Genomic DNA, 13,776 nt, shown 5'->3' with positions numbered 1-13,776 from the left:
GGCTTCCATCATCGTCCCCCGGATAGTAGCTGACATCGCCGACATCCGGATCGCCATCCACCAGATCGCCGGCCCGCATCGGCCTGCCGAAGAAGTCGATCTTCATCTCCGGGTCGTAATGCGGCGAGGCGGGCGCAAGGAAGCCGGACCGCAAACGTCTCGGGCCGATGTCTTTCAAAAACCTCCTGCCGAATTCGCCAGGTGCGACCAGCCGCGAAAACGCGCCGGTTTCCTCCTCATAGAGCGCCGTTCCGGCGTCCGTCGGGACAGCCTTGTAGGTGCCGCCCTCGTCCCGGTAGATCTGCGTCGCATTGTCGATCGTTTCCCGTGGCACCAAAACCTCGCGAAGGCCACCCTTGCCGTCGGGCGTCAGGAACACGTCGCCCTCATCCGTCGCGATATAGCCGGTGACCGGGCGCCCGGCCTCGTCCAGCATGTATTGCCCGTACAGCTCAAGAAAGTCCTGGCCGAAGATCTCCCGGAACCGCTGCGGCCCCTCGCGCTTGAAGAACTGATATTCCTGGCTGAGCGCAAAGCGCCGGACGAACTCCAGTTCCTCAGGCGTCAGGATGCCGTGACGGTTGTTGTAGTCGCGTGCGAAGCGGGCAATCAGCCCGGCGGTCAGCGCCTGACCGTCATTATTGGCGACAATATAATCATGCAGGGCACCGGCAAACTGCTTGCCTTTCTCGCCTCCTGCATAACCGCCGGCCAGCGCTCCGGCAAGAATGGAGACGCCCATTGCAAAGGGGTGCCCGGGGCGCACGCTTCGAAGAAGGGCAGCCACCGCCCCGCCGCCGGCCGCCGCCCCTGCCGCTCCGCCGGACAGGTCGCCCGCGAGCTTGGCCCAGGCCTTCTCGGCCTTGACGGCATCGCCACGCTCGGCATACCAGGCCGACTCCTCAGCCGCCTCAGCCACGCTGACGACGTCGCCGAGGAAACCGGCGGCCTTGAGCGTGCCGAGCACGATTGCGAACCGTGCAAGACGGCCCGCATCGACTTCAAGGCGCGCACCGACTTTTTCCGTCTTCTTGGCAGCATTCTCCACAAACGGGTCGAGAACCGCATCCAAATTGGCGCGGATATCTTCGTTCGACAGACCGGCTTTTCGGTCCGCCTTGATGTCCGCCTTCAAAGCCTTCAATTCGCCCACATACTCGTCGGACAGCGCACCCAGTTGCAAATGGTCGAAATAGGCCTTGAACTGGGCGTCGGACATGTCGCCGTTCAGCCGCTCGTTCAGATAGATGGTGAAAAGACCCGGATAAGTGCGCACTTTGGCGTTGCGGAATTCTTCGGGCATGGTCTTGGCATAGTTCAGCCAGCCGTGGTCATGGGCCACAAGCCGGTATTCCTGGCCGTCGTCCGCCACCGTCTCCAGGAACCGGTAGGCAGCAAAATCGGCCCGGTCCTTACGGCTCGCGGCCTGGCTCTCCTGCATGTCCGGAAAGTAACGTTTCTTGAGTTGTCTCAGGGCATCCAGCTCATCTGGAATCCGGGGGTCAAGAATTTCGGCGCCATTGGCCTTCAACCAAGCCGCAATCGTTTCCCTGTACGGTCTATTGTCAATCTCATTCAACACCTCCTGCAGCACGATCACCCAGCCGCCATCGCGATGGAAGGGCGACAGGGTGCCGTATTTGGCATCGATTTTGATGCCGTCACTTTGCGACATGCGATAGAGGTTGAGCAGCGGCCCGATATCCAGGACGTGGTTCATTCCTTGATTCCCCTATCTTTGCCCCACTTTAAAATCTCTGCTCGAGCGGTGTCGCCGTAAAGACCGTCCAGTTCACCGTCGATGACCAGGGTCACAATGATATCGCCGACACCCAAATCATCCGCGTTGTATCCAGGATGATGCTTGATCCCATACCAGCGTCGGAATCTGAGAGTAAGGTGATTGTTCCAGCTCTCTTCTTCAGTAGGCCTGACATAGTCCTCATCGGTATAATAGAGTCGCCGGCGTTCCTTTAAGAACACATAGGCATTCCAGATTTCCGGGTGCGCCTCGCAGGCGCGGATGTAGGCAAACACATCCGTCACTGTCAGCTTCTTGTCCGGGTCGATCTCGGGATAGGTGTTTTCCGGCTTGCCTTCGCGCTCGGCCCGCTCACGGAACGCGCGGGCCATATCCCAAAACTCCAACTCCCACGGGAACGGCTCCGGCGGCACAAAATCATCGTCTTCACTCATTTCTCGATCCTTCCGTCCAAAGGCCAGTCCACGCGCACGGACATCCGGCGCGGACGGCAAAACTCAGTCCTGCATTGCATGGAACCATTATGGGAATTTGTTATGTCACGCTCAAGCGAAATAAGAACAAAATAAGAACATTATCGAAGCTGTTGCCACACGGCAACGCTTATCGGACAGTCAGGTCCAAGACCAATTCTGCATTGTGCGCTTCAACACTTTGGGCGAACTGCTGCTGACGTTGAGCGGGCGCAAGCCATCAATGCCATGCCTTTTATGCACAGTGTAAAGGTTCGAAAGCTGCGGCATGTCGATGACAATGAGAGCTTTTCGCTCGCTCATGGGCGTTTCTCCCGTATCACACTGATATCCAGCAGTTTGCCTTTCGCGGCCTCACCGAAGAGGTCATCAAATTCACCGATCAGATAGCCTTCCATGACATATTCAGCTTGATCAAATGCAAATGTATCCGCCTCGGGATGATGTTTTAACTGGTACCACCGATGAAATGTGCCTATCCAATACCGCCGCCAATACTCCTCATCGGACACGCGCTCCGCTTCTTCATCCAGATCCAGAGGCATCATGTGATCCCAGATTTCCGGATGCTTCTGGCAGGCCCGAATATATGCGTAAATTTCATCCAGACTTACCCAGGCATCCGGATCGTTCGGACCCGGATTTATATCGGTTGGAGAGCCAGTTCTTTTGATCAGCTCTCTTCTTCGTGCTTCCTCCAGCGCAGCCGCCTCAATTTCCCAGTAGAAGGCCTCCCTTTCAGGCGGTTCGATCTCCCAGGGCCTTGCTTGAATGTCGGTTTTTCCTTCATGCTTGCTCATGGATTGGTCCTGTCGTTTGTGTGCTAGCTGGAGACCGGCGGCCCGTATTGCGGAATTCCTTGGGCATGGTCTTGGCATAGTTCAGCCAGCCGCGGTCATGGGCCACAAGCCGGTATTCCTGGCCGTCGTCCGCCACCGTCTCCAGGAACCGGTAGGCGGCAAAATCGGCCCGGTTCTTGCCGCTCGCGGCCTCGCTATCCTGCATGTCCGGAAAATAGCGCTTCTTGAGTTGTCTCAAGGCATCCGGTTCATTCGGAATCTGTCGCTCGAGTATCTCGGCACCGTTGGCGAGCAACCATTTCTCAATGGGCTTGTCGAAGCGCTTATCGCGAATCTCATCCAACACCTCGCGGAGTACGAGCACCCTGCCACCATCCCGGTAGAAGGGCGACAGAGTGCCGTATTTGGCATCGACCTTGATGCCATCCGTCTGCGACATCAGATAGAGATTGAGAAGCGGACCGATATCGAGCAGATGGTTCATTGAACGATCCCCTGGTCATTTCCGATTTCAAGGATCGCGGACCGCGCTTCATCTCCGAAGAGGTCGTCCAGCCTCCCGTCAATGACATCAACAACAACGATATCGCCGACAATCAGATCATACGGATCATAGCCCGGCAGATGTTTGTAGGCGTACCAGTCCCGGAACCTCAACGTCAGATAATGGTTCCAGGTCTCCTCCTCCGTGCTCTCCAGGATACCTTCGGAGTAGTCCTGTTCGCGATGACGCTTCAGCATGACATTGGCATTCCAGATTTCCGGATGCGCCTCGCAGGCGCGGATATAGGCAAACACATCCGCCACGGTCAGCTTCTTGTCCGGGTCGATCTCGGGATAGGTGTTCTCAGGCTTGCCCTCGCGCTCTGCCCGCTCACGGAACGCGCGGGCCATGTCCCAAAACTCCACCTCCCACGGGAACGGCTCCGGCGGCACAAAATCCTCGTCTTCACTCATTCCTCGATCCTTTCCTGCACCGGTTTATCCGCGCGCACAGGCGTCCGACGCGACAGCAAACGGCGGGACGGCCCGTCGGGGTCGATTTTCGGGCGGGCGCCGGGCGCGCGCCAGTGGGGCGGAGATCGATGGGCTGTTGGCAAGGCGCCCTCGCCTGCAGCGGGATCAGCCTCGCCGGGCGTTAACGCGCCACAGGTACGATGCACATGGGCGCCATTCAGATGATGCGCGATGGCCGCACAGACGCGGGTGATGTCGCGCCGCAGCGTGCGTTCGCTGACGCCCTCTTTTCGCGCCAGCGATTTGACGGTGCCGCCAAGGCCGGCCCGTGCACGCGCCCAGTCATAAAGGCGCTGCCGGTCGCACTCGCCCGGGTGCCGGTTGATCCAGGTCCAGCATTCCTCCATGCGTGCGATCGCGGCGGCCGAGGGGCGGCGGCGATAGCGCGGCGCATTGGAGGCGTAGGCGTCGATCTGCCGCCGCAACGGCTGCGGCATCGCATTGCCGAAAGCCTTGGGGCCGAGTGCACGCGGGCAGATCGCCAGCGTGCGCGCCGCCTCGACGACACGCTCACGGACGGCGTCGGCCGTCCATTCCTGAAATTGCGGACTTGCTTTCATATCCATGCCTGTTCCGTTGGAAAGGACGGAACATAGCATGAACAACCAGGGATGGAAATCCCAATTAGAACATCAGTTCAAATGGCGCAATGAGATACCGGCGTCGTTGAACAGGTGCAGCTTGTCGGCATCGGCATCAAGTGAGAGCGTGTCGCCGCGCTTGATATTATGGCTGCCGGGCAGTTTGACGATCATCGGCTCGTCCGAACCCGTGCCGTCCATATAGGCGAGCGTCACCTCGCCGAGGGATTCGACGATCGAGACCGTGCCATGCAGGATGCCGCCGCCAGGGTCCGCCAGGCGCAGATCCTCCGGCCGCACGCCGAAATGGACCGCCGCGCCTTTCATGGCGCCGGGCGAAGCCACCGGCACGCTCACATGGTCGCCCGATTGCAGCGCGACGCGGGTCGATACCCCCGTCGCCTCGACGGTCGCCGGCAGGATGTTCATGGCGGGCGAGCCGATGAAGCGGGCGACAAACAGGTTGTGCGGGTTCTCGTAAAGCTCCATCGGCGCGCCGACCTGCTCGATATAGCCGCCTGAAAGCACGACGATGCGGTCCGCCAGGGTCATCGCCTCGACCTGATCGTGGGTCACGTAGATCATGGTCGCGTCCGGCATGCTTTCTTTCAGCCTTGCGATCTCGATACGGGTGGCGACACGCAGCGCCGCGTCGAGATTGGAAAGCGGTTCGTCGAACAGGAACACTTTCGGGTCGCGCACGATTGCCCGGCCGATGGCGACGCGCTGGCGCTGGCCGCCGGAGAGCGCCTTGGGCAGCCGGTCGAGATACTGTGTGAGCTGGAGCTTGTCCGCCGCCGCGCGCACGCGCTCGTCGATCTCGTCCTTCGAGGCCCTCGCGATCTTCATGCCGAAGGCCATATTGTCGTAGACGGTCATATGCGGATAAAGCGCGTAAGACTGAAAGACCATGGCAATGCCACGCTTCGACGGCGGCATGTCGTTGACGACCGTGCCTTCGATTTCCATCGTGCCGCCGCTGATCTCCTCCAGCCCGGCGATCATACGCAGCAGCGTGGACTTGCCGCAGCCGGACGGTCCGACAAAGACGATGAACTCGCCGCGTTTGATATCGAGATTGATATCGTGCAGCACCTCAACGTCGCCATAGGCTTTCTTGGCACTGTCTATTTTCAGGCCGGACATCTTCGTTTCCCTCCTCGGTTTCCGTCCCTACCCGATGATGCCGAAATAGGCATCGATGGGCGGAATGGTGATGGTTTGACCGTCGGCATGACCGTTGAAGCCACTGCCCTCTAGCGTCTCGACGCCCTCCTCGGGCAGGCGGATGGTCTGCGTTTCGTTGGACATGTTGAATGCGCAAAGGATGGTCTCGTTGCCGTAACGCCGGCGGAAGCAGAAGACCTGATCGTTCTGCGGAACAAGTTCAAAATTGCCCTTGATCAGCGGCAGGTTCTGTTTGCGGAAAGCAATGAACCGCCTGTATTGATTGAGCACGGAGTCCGGATCTGCATGCTGCCGGTCAACCGCCTGGCCACGGTGCTCGTCCGATACGGGAAGCCAGGGCTTGCCGGTCGAAAACCCGGCATTTTTTTCCTCCGCGTGCCAGACCATCGGCGTGCGGCATCCGTCGCGCCCCTTGAAGCTCGGCCAGAACTCGATGCCATACGGGTCCTGAAGGTCCTCGAACTGCAGTTCCGCCTCCGCCAGTCCCAGTTCCTCGCCCTGATAGATGCAGACCGACCCGCGCAGGGACAAGAGAACGCCCGCAAGCAGCTTGAGGTGTTGCTGGGTCCCGCCGAAGCCGTCTGCCCAGCGACTCGCATGCCGCTGCACATCGTGGTTGGAAAAGGCCCAACAGGCCCATCCGTCCCTCACCGTCCTTTCAAAGCCGGTCACGACCTGGCTGAGATGGTCGACCGTTGGCGGTGTCGCGGAAAGCAGGTCGAAGCTGTAACACATATGGACCTTGTCGCCGCCGGAGGTGTATTCGGCGACGATCTGCAGCCCCCGCTGCGCATCGCCGACCTCGCCAACCGCGGCGGAGCCCGGGAATGTCTTCAGCAGGCGGCGCAGGCGCTTGAGGAATTCCAGGTTTTCCGGCTGGTTCTTGTCGAACTGGTGGTCCTGGAAATTATAGGGGTTCACATCGGGCGCGATCGACGCGTTGCGCAGTTCGGGATTGAGCGGCGGGTTGCTGCGCAGGTCCCGGTCGTGGAAATAGAAATTGATCGTGTCGAGCCGGAAGCCGTCGACGCCGAGATCGAGCCAGAACCGCACGGTTTCGAGCAGCGCATCCTGAACCTCGGGGTTATGGAGGTTGAGGTCGGGCTGCGTCGCCAGGAAGTTGTGCAGGTAATACTGTCTGCGGCCGGTGTCCCACTGCCATGCCGGCCCGCCGAAGATCGACAGCCAGTTGTTCGGCGGCGTGCCGTCCGGTTTGGCGTCGGCCCAGACATACCAGTCGGCCTTGCCGTTGTCGCGCGAGCCGCGGCTTTCGATAAACCACGGATGCTCGCTCGACGAATGCGACAGCACCTGGTCGATCATCACCTTGAGGCCAAGCTCATGGGCGCGGTCGACCAGCGCCTTGAAATCGTCGAGCGTTCCGAACATCGGATCGACGCCGCAATAGTCCGAGACGTCATAGCCGAAATCGCGCATGGGCGAGGTAAAGAACGGCGAGATCCAGACCGCGTCCACACCGAGCGCCGCAATATGCGGCAGCCGTTCCGTGATGCCTTGCAGATCACCCGTGCCGTCACCGGTCGTATCCTGATAGGAGCGCGGGTAGACTTGGTAGATCACCGCGCCGCGCCACCAGTCCGTGTCCACCGGCGAAGAGGATGCGATACGCTCAGACATCAGGTTCCTGTCCATTATTGTCATTGATTAGCCACCCTTATCCACCCTTGACCGAACCGGCGAGAAGACCGCGTACCAGATAGCGCTGCAGCGCAAAGAACACGATCAGCGGTACGATAATGCTGATGAAGGCCGAAGCCGTGAGGATTTCCCAGTTGCCGCCGCGCGAGCCGAGCAGTTCACGCAGGCGCCCCGTCAGGACGAGCTGGTCGTCACCGTTTCCGAGGAACACCATGGCGACCAGAAGGTCGTTCCAGACCCACAGGAACTGGAAGATGGCGAACGACGCCAGCGCCGGGAACGACAGCGGCAGCACGATCTTGAGGAAGATCTCGAAATCGCTGGCGCCGTCGACCTTGGCCGATTCCATGATCTCGCGCGGCAGGCCGGCAATGTAGTTGCGTAAGAGATAAATCGCGAGCGGCAGGCCGAAACCGGTATGCGCAAGCCAGATGCCCACATAGGTCTTGGCCGGCACGCCGAGGATGAGACCCGCTTCATTGTAAAGACGAAGCAGCGGGATCAGCGACATCTGCAGAGGCACGACAAGCAGGCCCACCACGGCGGCGATCAAAAGCGCCCTGCCCGGAAACTTCATCCACGCCAGCGCGTAGGCCGCGAAGGCCGCGATCAGGATCGGGATCACCGTGGACGGAATCGTCACCGTCAGCGAGTTGATGAAGGACTGGCCGAGCCCGTTGGCTCTGAGCACATTGGTATAGTTTTCGAGCGTGAAGCGCGGCGGCGCCGTCACCGTATAGAAGATGCGTTTGCCGCGGCTCCCGGTCCATTCCTCGTCCGAGACAAGACGATAATCGCCATCGGCATCGACCGCCATCGTCGCGCCGTTCGGCATCTCCGCCGTGGTTCCGGCCTCGAAGGCCGAAGGCTGCTGCGAGCGCACCCCAAAACGGGTGATCGTGCCGCTTTCGCCGTCGAGGATATTGCCCTGAAGCACGAATTTTCCGTCTTCCTCGATCTGGGTATCCGGCGCGCCGGAGCGGCCGATCTTGCGTTGCTCCGATGCCGTCAGCGAGGTCCACCAGCCGGAAACGGCAAGCTGATCCTTGTCGCGCAGGGACGAGACGAAGAGGCCGAAGGTCGGCAGTGTCCAGATGATCACCAGAAACAGAACGCCGATATGGACGGCCCAGGTGAGCGGCGATTTCGCGGATGCTGCGGCAGCCATATCAACGGCCCTCCATTTCTGCGTTCGCCCGGCGGATATTCCAGACCATGATCGGGATCACCAGCACCATGATGACGATGGCGATCGTCGCGCCGCGGCCGAAGTCCCCGCCCCCGCGGAACATCCAGTCGAACATGAGGTTGGCAAGGACCTGTGTGTTCCATTGGCCGTTGGTCATCGCCAGCACGATGTCGAAGACCTTGAGCACGAGGATCGTAATGGTGGTCCACACGACCGCGATCGTCCCCCAGATTTGCGGGATCATGATCTTGAAGAAGATCTGCACGCCGTTCGCGCCATCGATGACCGCGGCCTCGATGGTTTCTTCAGGAATGCCCCTGAGCGCCGCCGACAGGATCACCATGGCAAAACCCGTCTGGATCCAGACCAGTATGATCATCAGGAAGAAATTGTTGTAGAACGGCAGCGTGATCCAGGCCTGCGGCTCGCCGCCGAAAAACGTCACTATCGCGTTGAGAAGGCCGATCTGTTCGGAGCCTTCCTCGCGATAGTCATAGATGAATTTCCAGATGACGGCAGCGCCGATGAACGAGATCGCCATCGGCATGAAGATCAGGCTCTTGGCGATGTTGCCCCACCAGACCCGGTCGGTCATGGCGGCGATCACGAGGCCGAAGAAGGTTGCCGCCGCCGGAACGAAGATCAGCCACAGCATGTTGTTGAGCATGGACTCGTGAAATTCGCCGTCGGCGAGCATCCAGGTGTAGTTGGACAGACCGACAAACTCTTCGCCTGAGCGGCCGAAGAATGAAAGGCGAACCGAAGAGACAACCGGGTAGAACAGGTAAATTCCAAGCGCCAGGAGCGCGGGAGCGAGAAACAGCCAGGGCCGTATCGTGTTGGCCAGCCTCAGATTGCGGATGGCTCGCTCGCCGTCACCTTCCTTCGAAGGCAAGATGGCATCGAGCACCCAGTTTGAGAGCAGGAAGTAGGCGGCACAGCCGGCAACCCCCAGGACCATGGTCAGTGTGGCGAAGATAAGCTGATTCATCGCTCTGCCCCTTCAAGCTTCCGTTCGGAAAAAGGCGATCGTCAAAACTCAATGATGAACGGGTCCCCCGATCATGCTGCCGGCCGAAGCCGGACTTACGATCCGGGCCGGGAGGACAGGCCCGGATCGCTGGAGGTCAGGCAGGCACCGAGTTTATTTCAGTGCGTCCCAGTTTTCCTGGATTTCTGCCGTCACGTCAGCGGCTGGTTTGCCGCCGGCATAGTCGACCATTCCGGTCCAGAAGGCGCCGGCGCCGATCTTGCCGGGCATCAGGTCGGAACCGTCGAAACGGAAGGTGGTCGCATCGGTCAGGATCGCGCCCTGCTTCTTCAATGTCTCGTTGGCGTAGGTATCCGGATTGACGCCCTTGTGCGGCGTCAGGAAACCGGAACGCGCCATCCAGACCTCATGCGCGATCGGCGATTTCAGGAAATCGATGAAGGCGCGCGCGCCCTTCGAGTCCCTGGTGATCGCAAACAGCGTTCCGGCGCCGAGCACGGGCTTGCCGAGATCCTTTCCGGCATAGGCCGGGAAGTAGAAGAAGTCGGCATCTTCGCCAAGCGACGTGCCTTCGGGAAAGAAGGACGGGATGAACGATGCCTGGCGGTGCATGTAGCACTTCGGCGGCGAGGTAAAGAGGCCCTTGGGGCTGTCGCGGAAATCGGTGGTCGCGACGGCTTCCGCGCCGCCATCGACATAGTCGTCATTGCGAGCAAAGGCGCCGAATTCCTCAATCGCTCCAATGACTGCCGGATCGTTGAACGGGATTTCGTTGCGCACCCACTTGTCGTAGGTCTCGGGGCTTTGCGTGCGCAGCATGAATTCCTCGACCCAGTCCGTTGCAGGCCAGCCCGTCGCTCCGCCGGAGCCGAGCCCGATGCACCAGGGCGTGCCGCCATCGGCAACGATCTGGTCGGTCAGTTCCTTGAGCTCTTCCATTGTCCCGGGCACTTCGTAGCCGGCATCCTCGAAATTCTCCGGAGAGAACCAGACAAGCGACTTCACGTCGGCCTTGAACGGAAACGCGAAATAACCGGAATTGCCGTCCTTGTCGGGATAGGTGCCGAGGTCCACCCAGGACTGGCCCGCCGCATAGTTCTCGGCGACCCAGTCGCGGGTTTCGTCACCGAGGGGTGTCAGCAATCCCTTGGCCGCAAGGTCGGCGGCAAGACCCGGCTGCGGGAACACCGCCACATTGGCCGGGCTGCCGGCCTGCGTGTCGATCACGATCTGCTGCTCGAAGGAGTCGGATCCGGTATATTCGACATTGGCGCCCGTGGCGGCCTCGAAATAGGCGATCATGCCCTCGACCAGCTCAAGGTCGGCACCCGTCCACGGACCGAAAACGGTAACCGTTTCTCCGGACATATCCATGCCCTTGAGCGCTTCGTAACTCGCCCAGTTGAAGCGGTCGTCCTCTCCCGGCGTGAACACAAGCTCCCGCGCTTGGGCCGCTCCGGAGAGCGCCGTGCCCATTCCAAGCGCGCAGATGAACGCCGCGATTGCGGTTTTACGTTTCATGATTTTCCTCCCGATTCACGTCATGCGGTTGGCCCGCATCGGTGATGCAATCAATCTTCAAACAAAATCCAAAGCGGTTTGAATTAGATTCAAAATGCCGCCATCCACTTACCTTGTCAACGCAATTGTGAACAAAATCCAGCCCCGATTTCCAGACCATCTATCTACCTTTTGTTTTTGTTAATCTTTTTTCTCAATGTGCATTTAAAACGATTGAATTCGCCGATGGCCGGGTGAGCGACAGGTTCAATGCGGTTGCCATTTCAACAGAAATATGGCTAGGCTCCGGTTTGTTTTTCAAAACGCTTTGGATATCGCATGAGTGTAAACCTTAAGCAGCTCGCAGAGGCTCTGGGCATTTCCCAGACAACCGTCAGCCGTGCCCTGAACGGCTTCCCGGAGGTCAGCGAGAAGACCCGGCGCAAGGTGCTGGATATGGCTCAGCAGTTGAACTATTCGCCGAGCCCGCATGCAAAAAAACTCGCCACCGGCAAGTCGAAGACCATCGGTCACGTGGTTCCGCAGTCGGATCATATGATCATCAATCCGCTGTTTTCCGATTTCATCGCCGGCGCCGGCGAGATCTACTCTCAGGCCGGCTACGACATGCTCATGTCGGTCGTCACGCCGGACCAGGAAGAAAGGACCTATTACAAGCTGATCGCCAGCAAACGCGTCGACGGCATGATGGTTCACGCGCCGCTCGTCGGCGATACGCGCGTGGCGCTGCTGCAGAAACTCGGCATGCCTTTTGTCGTTCACGGCAGAAGCGCGGACGATGATGATTCCTATTCATGGCTCGATGTGAACAACCGCCGCTCGTTCCAGCGCGCCACGCGCTTCCTGCTTGATCTCGGGCACCGGCGCATTGCGCTGCTCAACGGACTTGAGAGCATGACCTTCGCTGAGCGCAGGCGCATCGGCTATCTCGAAGCGCTTGAGGAACATGGCGTTGAACCGGATCCCGACATCATGTCTTCGGAAGACATGATGGAGCCCTACGGCTACCGCCGCACAAAGGAGATGCTCGCCCTGGTGCGCAGGCCGACGGCGATATTGTGCTCGAGTATCTTGCCCGCCATGGGTGCTTTGCGGGCGGTTCAGGAGGCCGGGCTCGAAGCCGGAGAGGACATCTCCATCGTCACCCATGACGACATGCTGACATTTCTTTCGAACAGCGGCGATATCCCGATGTTCACCGCGCTCCGCTCATCGATCAAGGCCGCCGGACGCCGTTGCGCGGAAATGCTGATCGAAGCGATCGAAAACCCGAACCTGGAACCGGTCCACGAGCTTTGGGAAACGGAACTGGTTATCGGCAATTCGACCGGTCCCGCGCGGGAACAGCGATAAGGCGCCGACGCCGGCCATTCATATCGGTTGATTTTTCGGTGATCATAAGCCCTGGCATCTCCGCAGTGGCACGTATGGTCGCTTGCCTGGCCGATGCGCCGGCGAGGCAGGACGTGCCAGGCCTGTGGAAAAAGGGCGCCCGCCGGCTGCGCCGCAAAGTTAAATATCCCAGTTATTCACATCATGCTCGCGAATTCTATTTGACTTATATAGAGTAATTTCTCCGGCACTGAAGAAATTCTTTGCTTGAGCGCTGCACCGGGACATCATTCATATGTAACGACAAGTCATTCTCACTGCACCGCGGAACACTGCTGCAAAAGCAAGGGGATACCGTCTCGCGCCCGGTGACATGCAAACCGGAAGGCTTGCCGACTGTCTTAGGATAACCGCCATCCGCGCTGAATATCGACAAAATCGCGCTCATCGGCCATGCGTTTGTCCAAAAGAATTGGAGAAAAACACACATTTGGGTTGCGTTGGCGCTTGATAAAAAAGTATGCAGAATGCATAATTAAACATGACGATGTGATCGCGATTACACAAACCTCTTGAGGAAAACCAGCTAAAGCGCAATATTTTGTTGTCGAATTACACATAGGAGATTGAAAGCCAGGATTGCATAATATGCATAGAGGACATGCTGGCTTTCTGGGCCCCGTAATGGTCTGTGGTCCGCCCATCACAACCGTTGCGGGGCCAACTTTTTGAGCATCACCCCGGCGAAAATCCGACTGCCTTCTTCCGTCGCTGCTTGCGTCCGGCCCCGCCCTCTCCCACAGCACACCATCTGCCGGTGACAGCCGAAGCTGCTTCTTCAAGTATAATTTGTCGGGCGGTTTCACGATGGAAATTGACAAGCTGCGGAATTTCAATGCACATCACGCGTCGTCGCCGACAAGGCCCCGCTCAATTTCCTCCTCGATGCGCCGACAACCATGTTTTTCATCGATCCCATATTTGCCGTCCACAATCGCTGCCGTGAACACATCCTGTCGGGCAATGACCACGGGTTTTCACCGCTCCCGCCGGAACTGGATCTGCCGGTTATCGAGGAGTGGAGCACGCGCTACGGCATGGATGTCAGCGATATATATTTTTAGGCGCCGGGGCCGTGCTCGAAGCCGGCTCAGCTTTAGAGCGAGTTGTGATTAGATTGAAGCATTTGACCGCGGCGATTTTGGTCACTGACAAGGCGGGTTGCGCGCCGTGGTGTTATCCCACCACAAGCGCGAGCCAACG

The 13,776-nt window shown here is 59.2% G+C and carries 14 protein-coding genes; 2 read left to right on the top strand and 12 right to left on the bottom strand.

Features of this window, described 5'->3' with window-relative positions; all coding sequences use genetic code 11:
- The 12 genes from AC5E6N_RS18750 to AC5E6N_RS18695 form a co-directional block, all read right to left on the bottom strand.
- Window positions 1-1,720: hypothetical protein (locus AC5E6N_RS18750; protein WP_491749244.1), on the bottom strand; the 1,720-nt coding region annotated here is incomplete at its 3' end.
- Window positions 1,717-2,196 carry a hypothetical protein gene (locus AC5E6N_RS18745; protein ID WP_491749243.1) on the bottom strand — a complete coding sequence of 160 codons (480 nt, stop codon included), beginning with the start codon at window positions 2,194-2,196 and terminating at the stop codon, window positions 1,717-1,719. The genes AC5E6N_RS18750 and AC5E6N_RS18745, both read right to left, overlap by 4 nt.
- A 180-nt stretch (window positions 2,197-2,376) precedes the next feature.
- On the bottom strand, window positions 2,377-2,538 hold the full coding sequence (locus AC5E6N_RS18740) for a hypothetical protein (protein WP_491749242.1): 162 nt from the start codon (window positions 2,536-2,538) through the stop codon (window positions 2,377-2,379).
- Window positions 2,535-3,035: a hypothetical protein gene (locus AC5E6N_RS18735; RefSeq protein WP_491749241.1), complete on the bottom strand. Its 501-nt coding sequence runs from the start codon at window positions 3,033-3,035 to the stop codon at window positions 2,535-2,537. Before AC5E6N_RS18735 ends, AC5E6N_RS18740 begins: the two co-directional genes overlap by 4 nt.
- Window positions 3,022-3,519 (bottom strand): hypothetical protein, encoded by a 498-nt coding sequence (locus AC5E6N_RS18730; RefSeq protein WP_491749240.1) that lies wholly within the window; start codon window positions 3,517-3,519, stop codon window positions 3,022-3,024. Before AC5E6N_RS18730 ends, AC5E6N_RS18735 begins: the two co-directional genes overlap by 14 nt.
- Window positions 3,516-3,992: a hypothetical protein gene (locus AC5E6N_RS18725; RefSeq protein ID WP_491749239.1), complete on the bottom strand. Its 477-nt coding sequence runs from the start codon at window positions 3,990-3,992 to the stop codon at window positions 3,516-3,518. Before AC5E6N_RS18725 ends, AC5E6N_RS18730 begins: the two co-directional genes overlap by 4 nt.
- Window positions 3,989-4,618, bottom strand: coding sequence for a DUF6362 family protein (locus AC5E6N_RS18720; protein ID WP_491749238.1), 630 nt, complete (start codon window positions 4,616-4,618; stop codon window positions 3,989-3,991). Before AC5E6N_RS18720 ends, AC5E6N_RS18725 begins: the two co-directional genes overlap by 4 nt.
- A gap of 66 nt (window positions 4,619-4,684) precedes the next feature.
- Entirely contained in the window at window positions 4,685-5,779 is a 1,095-nt protein-coding gene (locus AC5E6N_RS18715; protein ID WP_491749237.1) for an ABC transporter ATP-binding protein, read from the bottom strand.
- Window positions 5,780-5,806: 27 nt separating this feature from the next.
- Window positions 5,807-7,459, bottom strand: coding sequence for a beta-galactosidase BglA (bglA, locus tag AC5E6N_RS18710; protein WP_491749236.1), 1,653 nt, complete (start codon window positions 7,457-7,459; stop codon window positions 5,807-5,809).
- A 37-nt stretch (window positions 7,460-7,496) separates the two neighbouring features.
- Window positions 7,497-8,648, bottom strand: a complete 1,152-nt coding sequence (locus tag AC5E6N_RS18705) for a carbohydrate ABC transporter permease (protein WP_491749235.1) — start codon at window positions 8,646-8,648, stop codon at window positions 7,497-7,499.
- Window position 8,649: 1 nt separating this feature from the next.
- Entirely contained in the window at window positions 8,650-9,660 is a 1,011-nt protein-coding gene (locus tag AC5E6N_RS18700) for a carbohydrate ABC transporter permease (RefSeq protein ID WP_491691516.1), read from the bottom strand.
- Between the two features lie 153 nt (window positions 9,661-9,813).
- Window positions 9,814-11,181, bottom strand: coding sequence for an ABC transporter substrate-binding protein (locus tag AC5E6N_RS18695; RefSeq protein WP_491749234.1), 1,368 nt, complete (start codon window positions 11,179-11,181; stop codon window positions 9,814-9,816).
- Window positions 11,182-11,499: 318 nt separating this feature from the next.
- Between AC5E6N_RS18695 and AC5E6N_RS18690 the strand changes: the two genes are divergently transcribed.
- Together AC5E6N_RS18690 and AC5E6N_RS18685 are read left to right on the top strand one after the other, a co-directional pair.
- Window positions 11,500-12,534: a LacI family DNA-binding transcriptional regulator gene (locus AC5E6N_RS18690; protein WP_491749233.1), complete on the top strand. Its 1,035-nt coding sequence runs from the start codon at window positions 11,500-11,502 to the stop codon at window positions 12,532-12,534.
- Between the two features lie 938 nt (window positions 12,535-13,472).
- Window positions 13,473-13,637 (top strand): hypothetical protein, encoded by a 165-nt coding sequence (locus AC5E6N_RS18685; protein ID WP_491749232.1) that lies wholly within the window; start codon window positions 13,473-13,475, stop codon window positions 13,635-13,637.
- Window positions 13,638-13,776: the final 139 nt, after the last annotated feature.

The organism is Hoeflea sp., from assembly GCF_984452065.1.
Note: the sequence above shows the minus strand (reverse complement) of the source record. Positions and strands in the feature narration are given on the sequence as shown.